Source organism: Streptomyces sp. KLMMK (assembly GCF_036961605.1).
In the GTDB taxonomy this organism is placed as follows: domain Bacteria; phylum Actinomycetota; class Actinomycetes; order Streptomycetales; family Streptomycetaceae; genus Streptomyces; species Streptomyces telluris.
Map to the genome: position 1 here is coordinate 38,617 of NZ_JBAMDC010000004.1, position 21,988 is coordinate 60,604.

Genomic DNA, 21,988 nt, shown 5'->3' on the forward strand with positions numbered 1-21,988 from the left:
ACGGAACCGGGCAGCGGGCCGCCGGCGGCGGCCGGCCACGGGCGCCCGCAGCCGTTACGTGATCTCGCGGAGGGCGTTCGTGGCGCAGTGCACTTCGCCGCCGCCGAGGTGCGCCCAGGAGAAGTTCTCCACCCAGTGCACCCGCACGCCGCCTCCGGCCAGGGCGCGTTCGGCCTCGGCGCGGAAGAGGTCACGGCCGGCGACGCGCGGGCCGTGCGGGGTGGGGGCGGCGAAGTCGCGGGCGGTCAGGGACAGCCCGTTGGCGAGGGCGGGGGAGAGGGCTAGGTGGCGACGCGGCTGTCCCGCGCCCGAATCGACCCTGTAGTAGAGGACCGGGAGCCGGACGATCTCCTGTGGCTTCAGCCCGGTCTCCCGCAGCAGGACGGCGAGTTGTCCGTCGATACGCCGGGCAGCGTCCTCGTTGTCACCGGCGTGCTGCTCGTAGCGCAGGAACTCGTCGACGGTCGGTTTGGCCTCCGCGACCGTGTCGGCGAAAAGGTGCTGACCGCCCTCGCCCGCCCGCCGGGCCTGTTCGAGCAGGGCCACGGCCTTGCGGGGGTCGGAGACGGCGAGCGTCCAGCCGCGCGCATTGTCCGCCCGCACGACGTGGACGGTCTCGTCGACGTGGCCGACCAGCAGCCAGGAGGTGTCCAGCACCACCGCGGGCTGCTGTCCCTGGGCGTTCAGCATGCCGACGAACGACGGGTCGGGACGGCGGTCGGCGCTGCTGCCGTAGAGAACCCGGCCCTGCGGATGCCCGGCGTACGGCGGCAGGGACTCGAAGTTGCCCGTGAAGTTCAGCAGTTCGTCGACGTTCTTCTCGCGCCGGGATGTGGGTGTGTACTGCTGGACGACGCCCACACCGGGACCGCGCAGGTCACGGTAGAGGAGCCGTCCGGCGCGGCGGAGGCTCGCGGTGCGGCCGTCGGCGGACGTCCAGTAGTTGGGGGAGCGCAGCAGGATGCGCAGCGTCTGCCGGCCGTGGGACGTCATCTTGGTGACGTAACCGGGCTCGGCGATGTCCTGGCGCCAGATGTCCTTCCACCACTGCGCGGTGCCGGGCTGGAAGCGCACGCCGCTCTCGGGAAGGCCGGACTCCTTCGCGGCTTTGCGCAGGGAGTCCGCGAATTCCCGCCACTGGCCGGGAGGCCGCGTCGCGGCAGGGACCTCCACGGGCTGCCCCTCGCCCGGGCCCGGAGCGGCGGCGAAGACGTGCTGGGCGCGCTGCAGGTCGTGCTGCAGAAGCACCGGCGCCACGTGCAGGGCGGCCCGGGCCGTGCGGGTGATGCCGCGCTGCGTGACGGTCAGGGTCACCTCGATCCGGCCGTCCCACCGCTTGCCGTCCCGCACGATGTCACGGCCCTCAACCGCCAGCTGCACCCCGCGCCGCAGTTCCCCGGCGCTCAGCCGTCCGTCGGCGCCCAGCGATACGTACTTCCCGTCGCGCACCACGAAGATGCGCGCGTAGGGGCGTTGTGCGGCGGGCAGCGAGACCCGGCCGCCGTCGGCATGGCCGCTCGTGGTTATGGGCGTCACTCTCAGCGGGGTGAGGTCTTCGGCATCGGCGGCGCCGTTGACCACCTCATCCTCGGCGTCGTTGCAGGCGGCGAGCCGCTCGTCGACGGCCACGTCCAGCCGGTCCAGATCGCCGGCGTGCACGGTGCAGCGCCGGGCGTCGTCGTCGAGATTCGGCAGCACGGTCGTGCCCTCGGGCGTGCGCAGCTCGGGTCGGGCGGTCACGGCGGAGGCCTGGGCGCCGGCAGGAGAGGTGAGCGTGGAGACGACGGCCGCACAGGCCAGCATTCCGGCCACGGACGCCCGCCTGGTCAGGGGACTTTTCATGCCTTCACTGTCGCGTCGCCGGGCCTCGTCCCACATCGGCCACCGGGTGGAACTCCGGTTGCATCCTTGTGTCCAGCCCAGGGGGGAGCTTCTCCACTCAGGGGTGGAGATCTGCACCATGGAGCCCCGGGAGACGACCGGGGCTCCATGCAATCGCGGTGCTGGAAGGCCGTTGCCTCAGACCTTGTTGAAGCACAGCGTGTAGTCGACGCCACGACTGACGGAGTACTGGATGCCGTAGTCGAATGCCGGGCCGCATTTCTTGTCGGGCCCGTACAGCTTCTCGCCCATCTTGTACTCGGCCTGGCCGGAGCCGCAGTCGACGATTTCGGGAACCGGCTTGCCCTTGGGGTCCTGGATCTTGACGCAGTCGCCGATGTTCGGGCTGTGCTTCTTGTTCTCCTCGGCCTGTGCGGCCTGTGAGGCCTCCTTCTTGGCCTTACCGCCGTTGGGGTTGGTGTTGTAATCCCACACGTACCAGGCTCCGCCGCCGAATATCGCCAGGACGACGACGGCGGCGATCGCTCCCTGCAACGGACTCCCCTGCCGCTGCCGGGGTCCCCGCTGCGGTTGCGGCTGCGGGTATCCGTGAGGCGCCTGCGGATACCCCTGCGGCGGCTGGTTCTGATAGGGCGGCGGTGGTGCGGACATGGTGGAGCTTCCCCGTCGTCGACTGCAAAGAGCGAAGATCAACGTGATGTTGACCGGTGAAGGTTACCTTCCGGAACCTCATCGTCAATCGGCAGTGCCGACCCGTGGCGCCGGTCCGGTCCTGCCTGTTGCCTCCGATGCCGGTGATGCAGGCAGGTATGCCGCATGCCGGATTTGCCGTATAGAGACTTCAGTGGCATTTTCGTTCTGTTTGTGGATCTGTCTGGCGGGCAGCTTGGCAGCGGAACCTTCCGGCGATGGGCGGGGGATGACGGTAGTGATGAAGTATCAGGTGCGGGTCGGTGCAGGGGTGGCGCTGGTGTGCGCGGCCGGGATGGTGCTCGCAGGCTGCGGCACGGACAGCAAGGACAGCAAGGGGGGTGCGGACGGGGCGAAGTCCCCCGGCCGCAGTACGCCCCCTGCCGCTTCGGTTTCGCCCCCGGGGCAAGGATCCGGAGACGGGAAGCCCGGCGGTGCCGGCGGCGATGGCGGGATTCCCGCCCTGCCGTCGTCAGGGGACGCGAAGAAGCAGCTGAACGGGCTGACGGTGGCCAAGCCCCGGCCGATGACCGGCTACAGCCGCGACAAGTTCCCGCACTGGGCCCAGCAGGGCAACAAGTGCGACACCCGCGAGACGATCCTCGGGCGCGACGGCAAGGACGTGAAGCGCGATGCGGAGTGCCGGGCGGTCTCCGGCACCTGGCAGAGCCTGTACGACGGCAAGACCTTCACCGCGGCCTCCCAGGTCGACATCGACCACATCGTGCCGCTGGCCAACGCCTGGCGGTCGGGCGCCGACCAGTGGAACACGGACCGGCGCAAGGCCCTCGCCAACGACCTCACGCACCCGCAGCTGCTGACCGTCTCCGCGGCGACGAACCGCAGCAAGGGCGACCAGAGCCCCGACCAGTGGCAGCCCCCGGCGAAGACCGCCTGGTGCGCCTACGGCCGCGCCTGGACCTCGGTGAAGTCCACCTACGGCCTGACCGTCACCGAGGACGAGAAGAAGATGCTCACGACGATGCTGGGCACCTGCACCTCGTGATCGGGTGACCGACTGCCGTCTGCCGTCGGCCCGTCCCCGGGAGAGGCAGCCGCCGGGCGGGACGTCTTGACGCCCCGCCCGGCGGCCCCGGTCAGGCGGTCGGCTCGGATCGGATTCGGATCAGATGCCGAACGGCGCCGCGTAGCGGACGGTACCGGCCGGCAGCGGGTGGCCGGCGTCGAGGGCGAGGGCCATCATGGCCTCGTCCGGGACGTCGATGGTCAGCCCGATGCCGTGGGCCGAGGCCCGGGTGAAGCCGAACCGCGGGTAGTACGCCGGGTGCCCGAGGACGGTGACGAAGCGCTCACCCATGCCCTTCGCGGCCTCCAGCGCAGCGCGAATGGCTGCGGAACCGGCGCCGGTGCTCTGGTGCTCGGGGAGCACCGAGACGGGAGCCAGGCACAGGGCCGGGACGTCGTCGATGTGGCAGCGGGTGAGCAGCGCGTGGCCGACCGGCTTGTCGTCGCTGCCGGTGGCGACGATCGACAGGCCCTCGATCCACGAGGAATCGGTGCGCAGGGTGTCGACGAGGTCGGCTTCCATCGGGGTGTCGAACGCGGCGAGGACGATGTCGCGGACGGCGGCGATGTCGGCGCCGGTCTCGGCGCGCGTGATCCAGTCAATGCGATGAGTCATGACGGTACGGAGATCCGTTCCATGGTGATGTTCGTATGGGTGTCGCCCCGCGAGCTCACGCTCCCGGCAGGGCAGGACAGGATGCGGTCAGACCGTCGCCCGGGACGTGAGGATGGTCCGGGCGCTGTGCACGACAGTGGCCTTGAGTACGGTCATCAACCTCACCTCCCGAAATCTCCCGCTATCGGATACGAACGTCGAAAACTCTACCACCCGTGGGTGGGTGCCGGCTCGCGGATTACGGCCTGTAGACGCACGCCGCGAGCCGGGCGTGCGCCTTCCAGCCGAGCGTCTCGTACAGCGCGCGCCCCTCGTCCGTCGCTCCCAGGACGCCCACGGACGCGCCCCCGGCCACGGCGTGGCCGGCGAGCGAGCGCATCACGAAGGCGCCGAGGCCGCGGCGGCGGTGGGTCTCCTCGGTCACCACGCGGTCGACGACCGCCTCGTGGCCGAGCAGGGCGACCTGGCCCTTGGCGGCGAGTTCGCCCGCGGCGTCGTGCACCCGGACGTAGGCGACGCCGTCGCTCGTCTCCAGGGACGCGGTGTAGCCCTCGGGCGGGACGGGTTCCGTGGCCGACAGGTCCACGGCCATCAGATGGCCGGTCTCCTCCTCGTCGACAACCCAGCCCCGAGGCAGCCACGGCCTGACGTCCTCGGGCTCCGCGGGCGCCTTGAGCCAGGTGTGCGGCACGCCGACCGATGCCGCGGCCGCGCGCACCGCCGACTCGTGGGCCTCGAAGAGCACGTGGCGCCCCGTCTGCTCGGCCTGCCCCACCTCGATGTAGGCCCCCCAGGGCTGCTCGACGGGCCGCGGCGTCCGCCGCGAAAGGGCCCAGCCCGACGCCCACGCCCTGACAAGATCCGAAACCACGACGCCTCCCGAAGTAACCGTCACTCACCAGGAGTGCACATTACGCGGCGCCATGAATCACAGCACTTTCTTTTCCTCTCACGTCCTCCACGCCGTGCCCCGCAGCCGCCCGATCTCTTTGACGACCCTCGCCGCGCCGTCCTCCGCTTCCATGTGGCGTGCGGCCTCTGCAGCCCGCTTGCGGTACTGCGGTTCGCCGACAGCCCGCTTCACCGCTTCCGCCAGCCGGTCGGCGGTGAGTTCCTTGTACGGGACGGGGGCGGTCCCCGCGCCCAGGGAGGCGATCCGCCCTGCCCAGAACGGCTGGTCGGCCGTGACGGGAACGGGGACCGCGGGCACTCCCGCGCGGAGGGCGGCCGCTGCCGTTCCCGCGCCTGCGTGGTGCACGACCGCGGCGGTGCGCGGGAAGAGCAGAGTGTGCGGTACGTCCCCGACGGCCAGCACGTCGTCGTCCCCCGCAGCGGACAGTCCCGCCCACCCGGCCTGGAGGACACCGCGGACCTTGGCCTTGCGGAGGGCCTCCACGGCGATCTCGCTCAGCCGCTCGCCCTCGCCGGCGCCCATGCTGCCGAACCCGATGAAGACCGGGGGAGGTCCCGACCGGAGGAAGTCGTCGAGTTCCGTGGGGAGCTGCCGGTGGTCGGGACAGTGGGGCCACCAGTTCCCGACCACCTCCAGCCCCTCGCGCCAGTCCCGCGGGCGGGGGACGAGCAGTGTGCTGAAGCCGTGCAGGACCGGCCAGTTCGCCGCCTCCTGCCGTCGGCGCACCGCACGGGGGCAGGCGGGCGGCAGGCCCAGCCGGGCCCGTAGATCGGCCACCGCCGTCGCGTGGAGCCTGTCGACGACCCGCAGGGAGACGCGCCCCGCCGCCCTGTTGCCCCAGCGGCCCAGTGAGCGGCTCCCGCCCACGACCGGCCCGAATGCGCCCGTAGGTGTCACCGGCTGCAAGTACACGCCGATGCTGGGGATGCCCAACGATTCCGCGACGTGCCAGCCCAGCGGAGCTGTGGTGGTCGAGAGCAGCAGCAGGTCCGCACCTGCCGCGGCGACGTCGGCGATGCCCGGCCCCAGCTCCTGGATGAAGGCCGCCGCCCTGCGCATGAGACCGGCGTTGCCGCCGCCCGCCTTCCCGCCGTCCGCTTGCCGGCCTGCTGTCCCGTCTCCATCTCCGTCCGCCTCCCCGCCCGTAGCTCCTCCCGATCCGCGGGTTCCGGAGGCCCGGGCCGGGGCCCGCGGATCCGCGGGCAGGCCGCGGAACTCCAGCCCGCTGTCCGCCACCAGGCCGGCGAAGGAGCCGGGCGCGGCGAGGGCGACCTCGTGGCCGGCTTCCCGCAGACGGACACCGAGCCCGGTGTAGGGCGCCACGTCGCCGCGGGACCCGGCGGCCAGGATGAGGATCTTCACCGGTCCCGGCTCCCCTCGGCGTTGGCGTGGATCGCCGCGCGGAGGAACCGGTCCAGGCCGGGGCGCTGCTCGGACGCGGGCACGACGAGCGCGAAGGCGCGGGAGTCCTCGACGTAGTCGTCGGCGATGCGGCAGTGCATCTCGGGCGGGCACGGAGTGAACCAGCGGCCTATGTGCAGGCGGTGCTCCTCGGCCAGCTGCAGGACGCGGTCGCCGTCCGGGGCCTCCTCCGCGTCGAAGGCGGCGATCAGCCGCTTCCGCCAGGCGGCCGCCTCGGCCATGATCTGTCGCCAGTCCTCCTTGGTGTGGGCCGCGGCCCGCGCCATCGACTGCCGGTGGCCTTCGCTGTGGCCCCACTTGAGGTGCGCGTCCGTCGCGTAACTCAGGTCGAAGGCGACTTCGCCGAACACCTCGAACCGTTCCCCGGGCGTCAGCTCCACGCCCGTCCGCTGCACCTCCATGGCACGCTCGGCCACCTCGACCAGCCGGTGCAGCCTGTCGATCTGCTCGTGCAGCGTCCGGTGACGCTCCCGCAAGTGGTCCAGCGCATCGGCCGCCGGATCCGCCATGATCGCGCCTATCTCCTCGAGGGAGAAGCCGAGCTCCCGGTAGAAGAGGATCTGCTGGAGCCGCGCCAGGTCCGCGTCGCTGTAGAGCCGGTAGCCGGCGGGGCTGCGCTCGCCGGGGCACAGCAGCCCCGCCTTGTCGTAGTGGTGCAGCGTACGGATCGTGACCCCCGTGAACCCGGAGACCTGCCCGACCGAATAACTCATGGACCTGCCCTTTCTCTCGGGCGCCATGCTGCGGCCTGACGTGGGGTGAGGGTCAACCGGAGTACGGTCGTGCCGCGCTACGCCCGGGAGTCCTCGGACGCCGCGCGCGGGGTATTCCCGAGCACGAGCAGCGAAGCGTCGGCGGTCAGCTCCGCGGCTGTTTGGGGACGACCAGTTCGCGGCGCAGGGACATCACCAGCGTGCCGTGCTGGTTGCGTCCCCGGGTCTCCACGGCCACCTGCCCCCGGCCCTCCCGCTCGGGGATGTCGGCCGTGGCGAGCACCTCGCTCTCCGCGTAGAGCGTGTCCCCGTGCATGACCGGCGCGTGGTGCTCGACCTTCTCGAAACCCCGGTGCGTGATGGCGCGTCCGGCGACGTCCGCCTCGGACAGGCCCAGGAGCAGCGAGAAGATGTAACTGCCGATCACCAGGGGCTGCCCATGCGCGGCATGTCAGTCCCCCTGCTGCTTCCGCCGCAGGCCATTGGAGCACGTCTTCTTCTTACTGTTCCTTCTGTCCCTTCGGGCCCGGCTCCGTGTCGTACGTGGTGGTGCGGCCGACCAGGCGCTCGTACCGCTGGCGGGCGGCTTGCGGGGTGCTGAGCCCCAGGCCGAAGGCGATCTCCTGCCAGGTCATGCCGCGCCCCCGCGCCATCTGCAGGAGACCGGCCTCCAGCTCGTCCATCTCGCCCCGGGCCGACGGAACGAGGCTCAGGGCGGCGGTGATGTCGGTGCGGTCCACCTCCGGCTCACCGTCGACGGTCTGTGCGGCCCCGCTGAGCAGGAACGACACGAGCCGGACGGCTTCGTGCGGCCCGAGGACGGACGGGTGGGTCTGGCGGCGGCGCTGTTCGTCGGTGGCCGCGTGCCGCTCGGCGATACGGAACAGGGACGCGTAGACGCGCTGTGCTCGCGCCTGGTCCGCGTGCGGGGGCGCGAAGGGGTCGGTGGGCTGGTCGGTCGGTTGGTCGGTCGGCTGGCCTGCGGGCTGATCGGGAATCGACGGCATGTGATCAGGATGCGGACGCACGTGAGGTGTTGTCAACTAGACGTTGTAAACAACTTGTTCAAATGCGTCGACGGTGTCACCAGCCCTCTCTCGGCAGAGCCGGCCCGGCCTGCCCCCGCTACGGCTACGGCTACGACTACGACTCGGTTCGCGGTCGACCGCCGGTAGTAGCAGCGCCTGCCTGGAGGCGGTAGACCACGTTCTTGCGGAGCGGCCCCTCGGGCACGGTCAGGTCGTCGAAGTCGTCGGCGGGGTCGTACGTCATGCCGATGCGGCGCATCACCGCCCGCGAGCGGAGGTTGGTGGCCGTCGTCACTGCGAGGATTTCCGTCAGGCCGAGCTCGCCGAAGCCGAATTCCACGACGGCGAGTGCGGCCTCGGTGGCGTAACCGTGGCCCCACACCGGGCGGGCCAGGCGCCAGCCGGCCTCCACTCCGGTGAACGGCATGTCCTCCTCCACCGGGTCCAGTCCGGCGAACCCGATGAACTCTCCGGTGGCCACGACCTCCACCGCCCACCATCCCCAGCCGCGCCGCTCGAGGTCGGCCCGGAAGTGGGCGACGGACGCCTCGCTCTCCTCCCGGGTGAGTACCTCGGGGAAGTACCGGCGCACTTCGGGATCGGCATTCATGGCCGCCCAGGGGGCGAGGTCGGACTCCTGCCACGCACGGAGCACAAGCCGGTCAGTTCGCAGTCGGGACATCTCGCCAACGTAATGCGGCCACGGTCGCCGGGCCATCGAATATGCAGGCGGTACGGGCCCCTTAAGGGGGCGCACCCTTCTGGGGGACCGGAAGGCCGTCTTTTCTGTCCTTCCTTGGACGGAGGCTTCGCTGGTCTTTGCGGACGATGCCCCGCCGTGCACCTGCCCCCGATCGTGGAAGGGAGAGTTCACCTCCGTATACGGAAGCCGGCGACCTGCGGCTCCAGTCGCTGACGCATCGCGGGTGCAACGCTCGCTTCGTCGGCACACCCGACTACGTGCGCGTGGTCAGCTCGACCGAACAGGTCGTCGATGCCGTGCAGCAAGCCGTACGCCAGGGCAAGCGCATCGCCGTCCGCAGCGGCGGGCACATCCTGGGCGGCGGATACAGCGCGCTCTGTCCCGCCGCCACGGCCTGGGCGTGGACCACCTTGAGGCCGTCGAGGTCGTGGTGGTGAACAAGGACGGCGAGGCGCGCAGCGTGGTGGCCTCCAGGGACCCCGCCGATCCCCACCGCGACCTGTGGTGGGCGCACACCGGCTGCGGGGGCGGCAACTTCGGCATCGTCACCCGCTACTGGTTCCGGTCCCCCGGCGCGAAGGGCTCCGACCCCTCACGCTTGCTGCCCCGGGCCCCGGAGTCCGCGCTCACCTTCAGCGCCTCATGGTCCTGGAAGGACCTCGACCGGAGCTCCTTCACCCGGCTGGTGCGCAACCACGGCAGCCGGCACGAGCGCAACAGCGCCCCCGACTCTCCCTACGCCGGGCTGTTCAGCGTCCTGATGCTCAACAACCGCAAGTCAGGCACCGTCGACCTGGTCGGGCACCTGGACTCCACCGGATCCGGCGCCCGGCGGCTGATCGACGACTACGTGGCAGCCGTCGGCCGCGGGGCCGGGGCGCAGCCCACCCGGAGCCACGTGGAACGGTCGTGGCTGCAGGCCGCCGCGAGCGTGGAGGAGAGCCAGGCGGGATTCTTCAAGGCGAAGGCCGCCTAGGATCCGTCTGCCCCGGTGACGCCCCGGACGGTTGTTCCGATGCCCCCTTCCAGCACCGCCGGTTGGACAGCGGATCCGCGCCCTTCCCGCGGCGCGAGCCCGGCAGGTGCTCAGGGCCGCGTGGCCACGAGGAGGTCGACGAGGTAGCTCTCCTCCACGGTTCCGTCCGGGAAGTCCTCACGGAGGCGGGTGTGCTCGTCGGCGAGGAAAGTCCGGGACCTGGCCCGGCCGAGGACGAGCAACGCCGAGTGACTGCCGATGTTGGCCAGGTGCGTCTCCAGGGGAACGGTACGGCTCCAGCGCACCTGGCGACGCGCGACCCGTAGGCCGGAGAGGCCCGCGATCTGCACGGCGCGGGCGTCGTCGGGGCGCGTTGCGGGTGACGGTTCCGCTCCGCAGAAGCGCGCAAGGCGCTCGTCCTGGGCGGCTATCCAGGGCACGTCCAGGGCACTGATGTTCCACCAGAGGGCGAGCGCGCCGCCCGGGCGCAGGACCCGCAGGGCCTCGGGAACGGAGCGTTCGGTGTCGGTCCAGTGCCAGGACTGCGCGTACGTGATGAGGTCGCGGGAGGCGTCGGCAAGGGGCAGGGCGTTGCCGTCGCCGCGGACGAGCGGCACGCCGGGCAGCGCGCGGCGGAACTGGGCGGCCATGCCGCCGCCGGGCTCGACGGCGACGACGTCGGCGCCGCGCTCGCGGAGCAGGACGGTGGCGATTCCGGTGCCCGCGCCGACATCGGCGACACGGGAGCCGGCCAGGGGGCGCCCCGTGAGCTCTTCGACGGCGTCGAGGAGGGCGGGCGGGTAGGAAGGGCGGTTGGCTGCGTACTGGGCGGCGGCCGAGTTGAACGACTCGGAGCGTGAGACGGCAGACATCCGCTCAGGCTAGCCATCCGCCCGGGCCGACGACGACCACCGCGCGTGCGGAACAGGAACGCCCCCTTCACTTGGCTGATCTTGGTCTGCCTCACGGGCCGCGGTCCGGGAGAGCATGTGTGAAGGGTGAGGGGTGAGGGGTGAGGTTTTCGATGCGTTCGTGCCTGGTGCCTGGTGCCTGGTGCCTGGTGCCTGGTGCCTGGTGCCTGGTGCCTCGTGCCTCGTGCCTCGTGCCTCGTGTTCGTGCCTCTCACCTTCCTACGAGTCCCATGTGCAGAGGGGAAATTGAATGAGTGACAGAAGCCGTCTCCTGGCGGCGGTCACCGGCGCCGTCCTCGCCGGCTCGCTGCTGACCGGCCCGGCCTACGCGGCGCAGGACGCGGGAGACCGGGAACGAATATCCGCGGCCACCCAGGAGCCGGCCGGCGCCACGAAGGCCGCCGACCTCCGGGCCAAGCTGTGCACGGGCGCCCTGGATCCGAAGAACCCGCAGCTCGGCCCGGCCACCAACACCCTGCCGGGCCCGTCGGAGAAGCCCGTCGGCCCCCTGCTCAGCGGCTACGACAGGACCGGCGGCCTCAAGCCCGACAAGTTCCTGAGCAAGTACTGGACGGGAAAGCCCACCTGGAACTACCCGCCCGACGACGGTTTCGCCACGCGCGGCGGGAAGCTCGACAAGAACAGGACCGCCCTCAAGCCGGGCCAGAAGCTGGACCGGTTCGGCCACGAAGGCGGCAGTTTCCTGGCCCCGGCCGGCGCCCGCTACTCGCAGCGCGCCCTCCCGCCGGACAGCCTGCAGACCATCGACGAGAAGTACCCCTGCAACTACCACGTCTACACCGTGGCGAAGTCCTTCACCGTCTGGCAGGGCGGCATCGCCCCCTGGTTCGAGCAGGCCGGGGGCGGACAGCAGATCCAGCTCGACCCGGAACTGGTCCCCGGCGCGCCCAAGCCCAAGCTCAATGTGAAGTGGCTGGTCGACAACGGCTACCTCAAGCGGACGTGACGGAGCCCGCCGGCCGGCGGACGGCACTCGCGGCCCTGCGCGCGGCCGGAGTGCCCGGCCGGCTCTACCGCATCGAAGGGGTTCACGAGCCCGAAGTCCTGCTGCCGGACTTCCACTTCCTGCGGTTGCGCGACGGGAGCTGGGAGACCGGGCTCTTCGAGCGCGGGGAGTACGTCGTCACTGCGCGCTTCCCGGAGGCCGAAGAGGCGGCCGCCTGCCGGCAACTGCTGCTTCAGCTGCTCCCGGACGGCTGATTCCAGGGATCCTCTATCGCGAGCGGCAGGCCGGGAGTAGCCTGCGGGCGTTTGTCCGCCGTCAGGGGGTGTGTGCCGTGGGTGCCGTCGCGAGCGTCGATCCCGTCGCCGAGCACGAGAAGGCCCGCGCAGCCCTGCGCGCCGTCATCCCGCGCCTGGCCCGTCTCCTGCGCGCCGCCCCCGACCTGGACGCACCCTCCGGTGTACCGCTGTGGACGGTGGGCGACACCGGAGCTCACCTCTGCGCCGTGTACCTGGCGTTCTGCTCCGCCTTCACCCATGAGTTCGCGGGCTGGGACGGCGTGCTGCCACCGGGCGACGGCCCGTTCGCCGAGCGGATCACGGCGGTGAACGCCAAGTCGATCGGGCTCCTGGACGCGGACGAGCGCAGGCACCTCGGCGACCTCGTCACCGAGCGGGGGGAGAGGTTCCTGCAGGTCACCCGGGATCTCGTCCCCGGCACACCCGTCGCAGCCCCCTGGTACGGGCAGCAGGTCGTCCTGACACTGGCGAACGCGACCGGGCTGATGCTCAGTGAGAGCCTCCTCCACGGTCTCGACGTCGCGCGCGGTGCTCGCATCGCTTGGGCGATCGGAGCGGACGAGGCACGCCTGGTGATCGGCCAGGCGATGCCGGCGGTGATGCCGCTCGCCCTGGACGAGGCGAAGGCGCGAGGGGTTCGCATCGCGTTCGGCGTCGTCATCAAGGGCGGTCCGCGCCTTGCGGTCGTCGTCGACGACGGAACGGCGACGGTGACCCGCGATGCGCCGCCCCGGGCCTACGACTGCAGGATCACGGCGGAACCGACCGCGTTCCTGCTGATCGGCTTCCGGCGCACGCCGCTGTGGTCGGCGATCGCCCGCGGCCGGATACGAGCCGGCGGACGCAGACCGTGGCTGGCCCTGCGCCTCGGCGAACTGATCGCCGGCCCTTGAGCCCGGTTGCACTCGCCGGCACCCGGGAGACGGCCGTCAACGACCGTCCGGCAGGACGGGACTTGCCCTCCGGGTGAGGGCCAAGGCGGCGGAAGCGAGGGCGGCCGAGACGGTCATGCCCAGGAACATGGGGAACGCGGTGTGCTCGCCGCCCAGCCCGACCAGCGGAGCGGCCACCGCTCCCAGCAGCCCCTGCCCGGCCCCGAGTACGGCGGAGCCGGCACCGGCCGCGTGGGGAACGCGGTCCAGGGCGAGCGCGGTCGCGTTGACGGACACCAGGCAGATGCCGGCGAGCGCCACGTACACCAGCCCCAGTGTGAACGTCAGGGTGAGGGCGTCGGCCAGGGCGAGCACGGTGAGCGCGCCGGAGGCGGTGACCATGATGTACAGGCCGGTGCGCAGGAGCGCTGCGGGGCTGAAGCGGCCGACCAGCTTGGTGACGGCCACGGTGGCCAGGGCACCGGCGACTCCGGTGGAGGCGAAGGCCGCGGACGTCTGCCCGACGCTCAGGCCGAGCAGGTTCTGGAAGAGGAACGACGCGCCGCCGAGGTAGCAGAAGAGCACGGCGAGGGAGAGACCGAAGGAGAGGGCGTAGCCCAGGTAGGCCCGGTTCCCCAGCACCTCGCGCACCGCGCGCGCCGTCGCGGCCGCGCCTCCCCTACGGCGCCGGTCCCTGGGCAGGCTCTCGGGCACGGCGACGGCCGCGGTCACGACCGCGAGGACCGTCGCGGCGGCCAGGACCCAGAACACCGTCCGCCACCCGCCGCTCTCGATCACCACGCCACCCGCGACGGGCGCGACGACCGGGGCGAGACCGGTGAGAGCCATCACGATGCCGAACAGGCGCGCCGCGGTCTCGCCCCGGGCCACGTCGGCTATCACGGCCCGGCCGATCACGACGCCGGCGGCACCGCTGAAGCCCTGGACGAAGCGCAGGACGACCAGCCATTCCAGCGACGGCGCGAGCGCGCAGAAGGCCGTGGTCACCACGCATGCGACACCGCCCGCCAGCAGCGGCAGCCGCCGGCCGCAGCGGTCGGAGAGCGGGCCGAGGACCAGCTGGCCGAGCCCCATGCCGATCAGGAAGGCGGTCAGGGTGAGCTGGACGCCCGATGCGTCGGTGTGAAGATCGCCCGTCATCTGCGGCAGCGCGGGCAAGTACATGTCCGTCGCCAAAGGCATGACGAAGGCGAGCAGCCCAAGGGCCGCGATCAGGACGGGCATCCGATATCTCCAGACAGGTCGGGCGAGTGTGCTGTGCCGGACAGCAGGCCGCCGCCGGTGGCTCCGGAAGGGCCACCGGCCGAGCGGGGGGTGAGCGTCATCGAGCGCTATCGCTGTCCGGGATCCCGACCGTAGAATCGGAGACCTCTACTCCGCTTCCTTCGCAGGACCGGAACTGCAGCGTCCGCTGGTCCTACTTCCCGGGCACCGGGCTCCGTCGGACCGGCGCGCCGGGTTCACGGGCGACGGGCGCCCGGAGTCCTAGGGCCGTGGTGGATCCGTTGCCGCGCACGGCCCGTGACACTCTCATGCGAAGATCCTTTCGAAGGTGTGCCGGTTCCGGACCGCGGAAGGTGACGATGTACGCGATATCCCTGGGCGACGACGGTGCGGAGCTGCGCCCGGTCGAGCCGTGGCAGGCCGGGGAGTTCCTGGCCCACATGGACCGGGGGCGGGAGTTCATCGGACAGCACAACGGACTTCCCGACGTCGTCACGGACCTGGAGTCGAGCCGGGCGTTCCTCCGGACGTACGCGGAGAGGGCCGCGGCCGACACCGGACGCCTCTACGGCATCTGGTCGGACGGCAGGCTGGTCGGCGGTTTCCTGCTGCGGAGGCTGGACTTCGCGCAGGGCGTCGCCGAGGCGGGCTGCTGGCTGGAGCCGGCGGCGGCGGGCAGGGGCCTGGTGACCCGGGCCGCGCGCGTGGTCATCGACTGGGCCGTCGAGGAGCGCGGCATCCACCGCGTGGAGTGGTGGGTGTCGACGGAGAACGCGCCCAGCATCGCCGTGGCCCGGCGGCTCGGGATGACGAAGGACGGCGTGCTGCGGGAGAGCTTCCTGTACCGGGGGAAGCGCCACGATGAGGAGATCTGGTCGGTGCTCGCGCCGGAGTGGCGGGCGGCCAAGCAGGCGTCTTGAGCCGTGAGCCGTGAGCCGTGAGCCGTGAGCCGTGAGCCGTGAGCCCTGACGCCCGAGAGTCCTCAGATTCGAGAGCCCTGAAGTTCGAGAGCCCGGGGCCTGACGGCTCGCCCCCGCCCGCGGCCGGTCGGCCGAGGCGCGTCAGAGGCTCACGTCCCCGCGCTCCGGTTGACGGCGAGCAGTACCAGGTCATCGGTGATGCAGCCACCGGTGTGACGGCGCACATCGGCCAGGACGGCGTCGAGCAGCGCGTCCGGAGAGGGAAAGCCGCGCCCGGTCAGCCGGGCGACCGGGTCGTAGAACGTGTCGGACCGGTCGCGTGCCTCGCTCAGGCCGTCGGTGTACAGGAACAGGGTGGTCCCCGGCGGGAAGGGCACGGTATCGGTCCGGTCCTCGACGGCGCCCAGCTCCGTGAGGCCCAGGGGCAGGGCCGGCTCGGACGGTTCCACGCCGCGGACCGCGTCGCCGTGCAGGAGCAACGGCGGCGGGTGCCCGCGGTTGATCAGCCGCAGTTCGCCGCCCGAGGGCGGGATCTCGGCCAGGACGCAGGTGACGAACCCCTCGGTGCGCTCGGGCCCCGGCCGCCGCTTCGCTTCCCGCAGCAGCGCCCGGTCCAGCCTGGCCGCGATCCGTACGAGCGTGGGTTCGTCGTCGGCGGCCTCCCGGAACACGCCGAGCGCCACGTCCACCGCCTTGACCGCTTCCATGCCCTTTCCCCGCACGTCGCCGACCAGGCAGCGTACGCCGTACGGGGTGTCCTGAACGCCGTAGAGGTCACCGCCGATCTGCGCGTCCTTCACGGCGGACTGATAGCGCACGGCGATCTTGTAGGGCCCGATCGAGACCGGTGGCCGCGGCAGGATGGCGTCCTGTACGGCGAGGGCGATCCTCCGCGCGGACTGCAGCCGCACGTTGCTGTAGTGCATGAGGCGGTTGACGACGACGGCGATCGCCGAGACGGTCGCGACCGCCGTCAGCTCGCTGCGGCCGCCGGAATCTCCGATGAAGCCGAAGTGCGTGAGCATCGCGAAGTCGGCGGCGCAGGCGGCGACGGCTGCCAGGATCGTCGCGCGCAGTGACAGCAGTGCGGCCGCCGCCATCGGCGCGGCGGTGTAGAAGGCCTCGGCGCTGAAGCGCGGAGGGGTGTTGTAGTCGAGGACGACCCCTCCGACGAGCAGGGCCACCGGCAGCAACTGGAGGTGGCGCAGGAACCAGCGCCTCTCCACGATGCGCCCTGCTTTCGGTGCCCTCACGCGCCTGCTCCTGCTCGGTCGTGCCGTAGGACCGGACCCGTACGACACGCTCAAGCATCCTCGGGCCCGATTGCCGCTGCCAGTCATCGTGGGGCCGTATGGGTACGTGCCGGAACCCCCCCCGGCTGCGCCGTCACGACCGCTCCGGACGGACCGGCGGTCCCTCGCTCCGGCCCCGGCAGCTTTGACGTCGGCCGGAGCGGAGGACCGGCCGGTACGGGTCAGGGCGCGGGCGTGAACACCAGGGAGGCGTTGTGCCCGCCGAAGCCGAAGGAGTTGGTGAGCGCGGCCGTCAGCTTGCCGTGCCGCGGCTGTCCTGCGACGACGTCGAGTTTCACCTCCGGGTCGAGGGTCTCGAGGTTCTGCGTCGCGGGGATGACGCCGTCGCGTACGGCGAGGAGCGCCGCGAGGGCGCCGATCGCGCCGGCGGCGCCGAACAGGTGGCCGGTCATCGACTTGGTCGCGGTGACGGCCGGGTGCGTGCCGATGGCCTCGGTGATCGACCGGGCCTCGACGAGATCGCCCTTGGGGGTGGATGTCGCATGGGCGTGGACGTGCTCGACGGCCAGGGGATCCAGCCCCGCGGAGGTCAGGGCCATGCGCATCGCGCGGACCTGGCCGTCGGGATGCGCGGCAGTGATGTGGTGGGCGTCCGAGGTGACGCCGGCGCCGGCGAGCGTCGCGTGGGCCCGGGCCCCCCGCGAGGCCGCGGACCGGGCGCGCTCCAGGACGACCACGACCGCGCCCTCGCCGATGACGAATCCGTCGCGGTCGGTGTCGAAGGGGCGGGACGCCTGCCCGGGCGCGTCGTTGCGCGTCGAGTGAGCCTTGGCCTGGGCGAAGCCGGCCAGCGGCAGCGGGTGGATGCAGGCTTCCGTACCGCCTGCCACGACCACGTCGGCGCGGCCGAGCCGGATCAGGTCCAGGCCCATCGCGATGGCCTCGGCCCCGGACGCACAGGCGCTGACGGGGGTGTGCGCACCGCCGCGGGCCCCGAGGTCGATGCTGACCCATGCGGCCGGGCCGTTCGCCATCAGCATCGGGACGGTATGGGGCGACACGCGCCGCACTCCGGAGGCTTCGAGGATGTCGTCCTGGCCGAGCATGGTCAGGGCGCCACCGGTGGCCGTGCCGATCACGACGGCGAGCCGCTCCGGATCGACGTCGGGCCTGCCCGCGTCGGCCCAGGCCTCGCGGGCGGCGACGAGCGCGATCTGCTCGCAGCGGTCCATGCGGCGGGCCTGTACGCGGTCCAGGACCTCGGTGGGCTCGGTCCTCAGCCTGCCGGCGATCTTCACGGGCAGGTCGGCCGCCCACTCCTCCTCGATCGCGCTGATCCCCGACTGCCCGGCCAGCATCCCCGACCAGGTTGAGGCGACGTCCCCGCCGAGCGGAGTCGTGGCTCCCAGGCCCGTGACGACCACATCATCGGTGTGCGTGCTCACTGAGCGAACCCCCTTTGTAGTAGAGATACAACTCCCTGCAGAGCCGGCTGCGGGAAGTGATCGACTTGATGGTCACTCTGCCAAGGGGGTAACGGGCAATTAGATGTCGTGGCCAACGGAGTTCGGCGTCCGGGATTTGTAGGAAACGATCATTCCCAGCCTTGGGGTCTCACCCGTACGGCGGAGTCGCGTGTACGGCCGGAGGACCAGCGAGCGGTTCCGGATTCCGGCCGCCCGGTGGGCGGGTCCGGTACGGGCGACGGACGCCCGGGGTCGGCCCCGTTGGAAAAGATCGGAGGCGGCGCGCCCCACCACTCCACTCCCGAGCTGCGCTCCAGATCGGAGAACCTCCATGCAGAAGAAGGCCCTTCGTACCGTCGCGCTCCTCTCCCTCGCCGTCGCCTTGACCATTCCGGCCGGTGCCGCGGTGGCGACCACCTCTGCGCCCGACCCCGGCCCGAAGCGGACGACGGTCGATTCGGCGACGGTCGATTCGGCGACGGTCGATTCGGCGACGGTCAATTCGACGCCGGTCGATTCGGCGGCCGTCGGGTCCGTGGCCGCAGAGACGACCTCTTCCTCCATCCAAGGGGAAGCGCGCATGGGCTATCCCGTCGACGGCCACGACATCCGGGTCTCGGTCGACGCCCGCAGCACCTTCGCCCAGGGCAACAAGCCCCTGCAGTCCGGGGGAACGTTCCGCATCTTCCACAAGGTGGAGCATCCGGGCGGCGAGCCGGAGGTCTACTGGGGTGACTTCAAGGTCGACTGCCTCACCACGGGCGGCCCCACCGCAACGGTGACCGGCACCCTTGAGCGCACCAGCCCCGGACACCCCTGGCGGACCCACCTCGAACCGCACGTCCGGATGGGGGTGAGCTTCTACGTCCCGGAAGGCGAGGGCGGCGGGCCCGCCCGGATCGGGCTGTCCGGGGCCTCTTTGAAGAAGGAGAAGAAGCCGCCGCTCACGCCGTGCATGGCGCCGGCTGCCGACTCGCCCGTCGTGGCCGGCGGCTACACCCTCAAGGACAGGAAGTAGGCGCTCCGGCACGGTGGCCGGAGCGGGTTCGCTGCACCGGTTCCACGGGTCTCCGGCTTCTACGGCATCTCAGGCTTCTACGGGATCTACGGGATCTACGGGATCTACGGGATCTGCGGGATCTGCGGTTTCCGGGGCCGCGTCACCTCAGCGGCACCTTCTTCAGGGGGAGCGAGCCGGTCGGCCGCGCATGGGCCGGTTGTCCGCCCCGGGCGGCCGACTTCGCCGTCTCGCCCACGAGGGACCCTGCTGATCCCGCCATCCGGCCGACGGTCCGCTGGGCCGCAGCCGTCGTGTGCTTCACGGTCCCGCCGGCCGCCTTGCCCGCCGCAGGAACCGCCTTCTTCACGGCCTTGCTCCCGACGTCCCCGGCGATGCGCGTCGCCTTCTGCACCGCGCCGTCCACGGTGTTGCCCAGACTGCCCGGGTCGATCGTCGTCAGCCCGCCGAGGTCCGGGGAGGGCGCCGAACCGGCAGCCTGGGCGGCGGTGGCCGATCCGAACGTCAGAGCGGCTGCGGCCATGGCGACGGTGGTGAGGACTCGGCGCATCGACTCTCCTGCAGAGATACGAGTGGGCATGTCATGACTTGTAACGACCGGCCGGTCTTCCGGGACACGCGGCAGCCCGCACGGACGCCCTCCGGCCCCTGTGCTCACCCAGCGGCCCGAAGGGCCTACGGTCCGCTTACCGGCCCTCCCGCCGGGGTACCCGAGGGAAATGCGTTTCTTCCGGCTTCCCGGGGTCTATGTGCCCCAGGAGGACACAGCACTGCTCCTGGAAGCCTTCTCCCGGGAGCGGGTGGATCGCGGCGCGGCGGTGCTGGACGTGGGGACCGGCTGCGGCGTACTGGCCGTGGCGGCGGCACGGCGCCGCGCCCGGGCCGTCGCCGTCGACGCCTCGTGCCGTGCCGTGCTCACGACCCGCCTGAACGCGCTGCGAGCAGGCGTGCGCGTGCGGGCCGTCCGGGGTGACCTGCTGACGCCCGTGTCCGGCGGGCGCTTCGATCTGATCCTGGCCAACCCTCCGTACGTGCCGGTGCGGGGCGGCCGGAGGCCGCTGCGCGGCCCCAGGCGGAACTGGGCCGCGGGAGCGGACGGCCGAGCCCTCCTGGACCGGCTGTGCAGGGGAGTGCCGGGGCTGCTCCGACCCGGCGGAGTGGTGCTGATGGTGCACTCGTCCGTGTGCGGGCCGGAACGCACCGTGAAGGCGCTCGAGAAGGGCGGGCTGACCGCGGAAGTGACCGCCCGGCGCACCGTGGCGTACGGCCCGGTCATGCGCGGTCAGACCCCGTGGATGCGGGAGCAAGGGCTGATCGGTGCCGGCGACGTCCGGGACGAACTGGTGGTGGTCCGTGGCGAGCACCTCGCTTGAAGGACCGGCCGGATCTCAGGAACCGGCGGGACCTGAGGAACCGGCCGGATCTGAGGAACCGGCCGGACCTGGGCAGTCAGCCGGACCTGAGGAGCCGGCCGGCCCCGGCCCAGGACCCCGGCGCGGCCCTCCCGGGCGGGCGGATACGGGCCGCGGCGAGGCGCGGCGGGTGTGGCAGGAACCGGGCGGGCCGATGCTGATCGAGGGGCCGGTGGAGTTCGTGACGGAGGACGGCAAGGTCGTCCGCTCGGACCGGCCGGTGGTCGCCGTGTGCACCTGCCGTCGGAGCCGTCTCTACCCGTTCTGCGACACCAGTCACCGCCGTCGCCACCGGCCGGACGGGTCTTCCCGGGAGCCGTGACGCGCACGGAATCCGACGAACCTGGCAGTCTCGGCGTGCGCGCAGCCGTCAGAGAGGACGGCGCACCGCGGAACCACCGTCGTTCCACGCCCCGAGAATGTGGTCTTCGAGACGGTCCTCGAGCCAGACGGTGGCGTCGATCCCGAAGACGATGTCGTTCGTCAGCCCGGGATCGTCCGCCTGCAGGCCGCCGATGACCTCATGACGTACCAACTGCTCGTGCACGGCGTCCGCTTCGACGTGTTCGGCGTAGAAGTGACGGGCCGCGGGGCCCGCGCCGAGCCTGTCGATCGCCTGGACCAGGCGCCGGGACGAGGGGGACGACGTGATCTCCACGGCCGCGAAGTGCCCGGCCAGCGCACCGCGCAGCGACCGGTGCAGCCCCAGCAGGGACATCAGATTCACCACGGCCAGTGCGGGTGCCGTGGCTGCTTCCAGGTAGCGGCCGTACGCCGGGTCGAGGCCGAGCTCGCTCATCGCGGCGGCGAAGAGGCCCGCGTGGATGCGGTCGGCCCGCCCCGCGCCGAACTCGTCGTACTCCACGGCCACCAGCCCCGCCTTGGCCCTCCCGGTCAGCCGCGGGATGGCCCAGGCGTGCGGGTCCGCTTCCTTGAGCTGGTACAGGGAGCGCAGGACCACGTACTCGCGCAGGTGCTGCACCGTGCCCCCGTCCCGCAGGAAGTGCGAGACTCCTTCGCCTTCGGCGGGCTCCAGGAGCAGGTCCCGCAGCGCGGAAGCGACGTCCGGATGGACCGGGACGTCACCGCGCAGGGCGAAGAGAAACGCCCGTTCCAGTGCTGCGCGCAGGCGGAGCAGCTCCGGGTCCCATTCCCATGCGTCGTCCACGCCGTCGAAGCCTCTGTAGTGGAGCTCGTAGCAGAGGTAGAGGGCGAGGTGGAGGTCGTCTCCGTACGGGTCGGAGCTGCGAACAGCGCCGTCGGGAGCAAGGCCTGGCCGCCCTCCGGGCTCGCCGCCGAGCGCACCGATCACCGCCTCGGACAAGGTTCCGCGTGCGTCGGGCAGGCTCGGCACCCTGCTCCCTTCCGTCACGGCTCGCCGGCGTTCGCCGGCAGGCACAGCGTGACCTGACCGCCCGCCCTGGTACAGGCGACGGCCGGAGACCGGCTGTTGCGCTTACCGCTGTTGCACCTGCCGGCAGCACCGGCTACCAGTAGTGCTTACGTCCGCCGACCGCGTGCCCCACTGCTCCGAGGACCCACAGGATCAGGCCGATGACCAGCAGGATGATGCCGATGGTCCACAGGATCGAGATTCCGGCCAGGAATCCGATGATGAGGAGAATGACTCCGAGGACGATCATGGTGTCCTCCGATGTGACGGATATCCCCTGCTTCCTACTATCTTCCCCGGTCGGCC

Annotated in this window: 27 protein-coding genes; 10 read left to right on the forward strand and 17 right to left on the reverse strand. The window is 71.6% G+C overall.

Going from position 1 to position 21,988, the window contains the following annotated elements; translation table 11 throughout:
- Positions 1 to 54: 54 nt before the first annotated feature.
- Both V7793_RS01580 and V7793_RS01585 read right to left on the reverse strand, forming a co-directional pair.
- Positions 55 to 1,842: a protein-arginine deiminase family protein gene (locus tag V7793_RS01580; protein WP_335581033.1), complete on the reverse strand. Its 1,788-nt coding sequence runs from the start codon at positions 1,840 to 1,842 to the stop codon at positions 55 to 57.
- Between the two features lie 177 nt (positions 1,843 to 2,019).
- Positions 2,020 to 2,376 (reverse strand): LppU/SCO3897 family protein, encoded by a 357-nt coding sequence (locus V7793_RS01585; RefSeq protein ID WP_335581034.1) that lies wholly within the window; start codon positions 2,374 to 2,376, stop codon positions 2,020 to 2,022.
- A gap of 397 nt (positions 2,377 to 2,773) precedes the next feature.
- On the opposite strand from V7793_RS01585, the gene V7793_RS01590 reads away from it, so the two are divergent.
- Positions 2,774 to 3,538 (forward strand): HNH endonuclease family protein, encoded by a 765-nt coding sequence (locus V7793_RS01590; protein ID WP_335581035.1) that lies wholly within the window; start codon positions 2,774 to 2,776, stop codon positions 3,536 to 3,538.
- Between the two features lie 120 nt (positions 3,539 to 3,658).
- Here the strand turns inward: V7793_RS01590 and V7793_RS01595 are convergent, their stop codons facing one another.
- The 7 genes from V7793_RS01595 to V7793_RS01625 all read right to left on the reverse strand — a co-directional run bounded on the left by V7793_RS01595 (position 3,659) and on the right by V7793_RS01625 (position 8,932).
- Positions 3,659 to 4,174 (reverse strand): GNAT family N-acetyltransferase, encoded by a 516-nt coding sequence (locus tag V7793_RS01595; RefSeq protein ID WP_335581036.1) that lies wholly within the window; start codon positions 4,172 to 4,174, stop codon positions 3,659 to 3,661.
- A gap of 238 nt (positions 4,175 to 4,412) precedes the next feature.
- Complete coding sequence (locus V7793_RS01600) at positions 4,413 to 5,045, reverse strand: GNAT family N-acetyltransferase (protein WP_335581037.1); 633 nt, start codon at positions 5,043 to 5,045, stop codon at positions 4,413 to 4,415.
- A gap of 78 nt (positions 5,046 to 5,123) precedes the next feature.
- On the reverse strand, positions 5,124 to 6,449 hold the full coding sequence (locus V7793_RS01605; RefSeq protein WP_335581038.1) for a glycosyltransferase: 1,326 nt from the start codon (positions 6,447 to 6,449) through the stop codon (positions 5,124 to 5,126).
- On the reverse strand, positions 6,446 to 7,222 hold the full coding sequence (locus V7793_RS01610; RefSeq protein ID WP_335581039.1) for a MerR family transcriptional regulator: 777 nt from the start codon (positions 7,220 to 7,222) through the stop codon (positions 6,446 to 6,448). Before V7793_RS01610 ends, V7793_RS01605 begins: the two co-directional genes overlap by 4 nt.
- A 145-nt stretch (positions 7,223 to 7,367) precedes the next feature.
- Positions 7,368 to 7,649, reverse strand: coding sequence for a hypothetical protein (locus V7793_RS01615; RefSeq protein WP_335581040.1), 282 nt, complete (start codon positions 7,647 to 7,649; stop codon positions 7,368 to 7,370).
- A gap of 73 nt (positions 7,650 to 7,722) precedes the next feature.
- Entirely contained in the window at positions 7,723 to 8,229 is a 507-nt protein-coding gene (locus V7793_RS01620; protein ID WP_335581041.1) for a DNA-binding protein, read from the reverse strand.
- 136 nt (positions 8,230 to 8,365) lie between these two features.
- The gene (locus V7793_RS01625; protein ID WP_335581042.1) at positions 8,366 to 8,932 is read right to left on the reverse strand and encodes a GNAT family N-acetyltransferase; all 567 of its coding nucleotides are present in this window, start codon (positions 8,930 to 8,932) and stop codon (positions 8,366 to 8,368) included.
- Positions 8,933 to 9,210: 278 nt separating this feature from the next.
- On the opposite strand from V7793_RS01625, the gene V7793_RS01630 reads away from it, so the two are divergent.
- Complete coding sequence (locus tag V7793_RS01630) at positions 9,211 to 9,390, forward strand: hypothetical protein (RefSeq protein WP_335581043.1); 180 nt, start codon at positions 9,211 to 9,213, stop codon at positions 9,388 to 9,390.
- Positions 9,354 to 9,929 (forward strand): hypothetical protein, encoded by a 576-nt coding sequence (locus V7793_RS01635; protein WP_335581044.1) that lies wholly within the window; start codon positions 9,354 to 9,356, stop codon positions 9,927 to 9,929. Before V7793_RS01630 ends, V7793_RS01635 begins: the two co-directional genes overlap by 37 nt.
- Positions 9,930 to 10,039: 110 nt before the next feature.
- Here the strand turns inward: V7793_RS01635 and V7793_RS01640 are convergent, their stop codons facing one another.
- On the reverse strand, positions 10,040 to 10,801 hold the full coding sequence (locus V7793_RS01640; RefSeq protein WP_335581045.1) for a class I SAM-dependent methyltransferase: 762 nt from the start codon (positions 10,799 to 10,801) through the stop codon (positions 10,040 to 10,042).
- 289 nt (positions 10,802 to 11,090) lie between these two features.
- Here V7793_RS01640 and V7793_RS01645 point away from each other — a divergent pair, with 289 nt between their 5' ends.
- From V7793_RS01645 to V7793_RS01655, 3 genes are all read left to right on the forward strand, one after another.
- A complete protein-coding gene (locus tag V7793_RS01645; protein ID WP_335581046.1) occupies positions 11,091 to 11,807 on the forward strand; it encodes a TNT domain-containing protein in 717 nt (238 codons plus the stop codon).
- Entirely contained in the window at positions 11,804 to 12,061 is a 258-nt protein-coding gene (locus V7793_RS01650) for a hypothetical protein (RefSeq protein WP_335581047.1), read from the forward strand. Before V7793_RS01645 ends, V7793_RS01650 begins: the two co-directional genes overlap by 4 nt.
- Positions 12,062 to 12,138: 77 nt before the next feature.
- Positions 12,139 to 12,996, forward strand: coding sequence for a maleylpyruvate isomerase N-terminal domain-containing protein (locus V7793_RS01655; protein ID WP_335581048.1), 858 nt, complete (start codon positions 12,139 to 12,141; stop codon positions 12,994 to 12,996).
- A gap of 36 nt (positions 12,997 to 13,032) precedes the next feature.
- Here V7793_RS01655 and V7793_RS01660 read toward each other — a convergent pair whose 3' ends face one another.
- Positions 13,033 to 14,220 (reverse strand): multidrug effflux MFS transporter, encoded by a 1,188-nt coding sequence (locus V7793_RS01660; RefSeq protein WP_335581049.1) that lies wholly within the window; start codon positions 14,218 to 14,220, stop codon positions 13,033 to 13,035.
- Between the two features lie 359 nt (positions 14,221 to 14,579).
- On the opposite strand from V7793_RS01660, the gene V7793_RS01665 reads away from it, so the two are divergent.
- Positions 14,580 to 15,140: a GNAT family N-acetyltransferase gene (locus V7793_RS01665; RefSeq protein WP_335581050.1), complete on the forward strand. Its 561-nt coding sequence runs from the start codon at positions 14,580 to 14,582 to the stop codon at positions 15,138 to 15,140.
- 149 nt (positions 15,141 to 15,289) lie between these two features.
- Here V7793_RS01665 and V7793_RS01670 read toward each other — a convergent pair whose 3' ends face one another.
- From V7793_RS01670 to V7793_RS01680, 3 genes are all read right to left on the reverse strand, one after another.
- Positions 15,290 to 16,393, reverse strand: a complete 1,104-nt coding sequence (locus V7793_RS01670) for a PP2C family protein-serine/threonine phosphatase (protein ID WP_335581051.1) — start codon at positions 16,391 to 16,393, stop codon at positions 15,290 to 15,292.
- A gap of 221 nt (positions 16,394 to 16,614) precedes the next feature.
- Positions 16,615 to 17,838 (reverse strand): beta-ketoacyl-[acyl-carrier-protein] synthase family protein, encoded by a 1,224-nt coding sequence (locus V7793_RS01675; protein ID WP_335581052.1) that lies wholly within the window; start codon positions 17,836 to 17,838, stop codon positions 16,615 to 16,617.
- Between the two features lie 99 nt (positions 17,839 to 17,937).
- A complete protein-coding gene (locus tag V7793_RS01680; protein ID WP_335581053.1) occupies positions 17,938 to 18,423 on the reverse strand; it encodes a hypothetical protein in 486 nt (161 codons plus the stop codon).
- 16 nt (positions 18,424 to 18,439) lie between these two features.
- Here V7793_RS01680 and V7793_RS01685 point away from each other — a divergent pair, with 16 nt between their 5' ends.
- The gene (locus V7793_RS01685) at positions 18,440 to 18,877 is read left to right on the forward strand and encodes a hypothetical protein (RefSeq protein ID WP_335581054.1); all 438 of its coding nucleotides are present in this window, start codon (positions 18,440 to 18,442) and stop codon (positions 18,875 to 18,877) included.
- A gap of 142 nt (positions 18,878 to 19,019) precedes the next feature.
- On the opposite strand, the gene V7793_RS01690 is transcribed toward V7793_RS01685, so the two are convergent.
- Positions 19,020 to 19,457, reverse strand: coding sequence for an ATP-binding protein (locus V7793_RS01690; RefSeq protein WP_335581055.1), 438 nt, complete (start codon positions 19,455 to 19,457; stop codon positions 19,020 to 19,022).
- A gap of 139 nt (positions 19,458 to 19,596) precedes the next feature.
- Here V7793_RS01690 and V7793_RS01695 point away from each other — a divergent pair, with 139 nt between their 5' ends.
- Positions 19,597 to 20,250 carry a HemK2/MTQ2 family protein methyltransferase gene (locus V7793_RS01695; RefSeq protein ID WP_335581056.1) on the forward strand — a complete coding sequence of 218 codons (654 nt, stop codon included), beginning with the start codon at positions 19,597 to 19,599 and terminating at the stop codon, positions 20,248 to 20,250.
- A gap of 169 nt (positions 20,251 to 20,419) precedes the next feature.
- Positions 20,420 to 20,611, forward strand: a complete 192-nt coding sequence (locus V7793_RS01700; protein ID WP_443057825.1) for a CDGSH iron-sulfur domain-containing protein — start codon at positions 20,420 to 20,422, stop codon at positions 20,609 to 20,611.
- A gap of 48 nt (positions 20,612 to 20,659) precedes the next feature.
- Here the strand turns inward: V7793_RS01700 and V7793_RS01705 are convergent, their stop codons facing one another.
- A complete protein-coding gene (locus V7793_RS01705) occupies positions 20,660 to 21,661 on the reverse strand; it encodes an iron-containing redox enzyme family protein (RefSeq protein WP_335581057.1) in 1,002 nt (333 codons plus the stop codon).
- 115 nt (positions 21,662 to 21,776) lie between these two features.
- The gene (locus tag V7793_RS01710) at positions 21,777 to 21,932 is read right to left on the reverse strand and encodes a DUF6131 family protein (RefSeq protein ID WP_168095689.1); all 156 of its coding nucleotides are present in this window, start codon (positions 21,930 to 21,932) and stop codon (positions 21,777 to 21,779) included.
- Positions 21,933 to 21,988 lie beyond the last annotated feature (56 nt).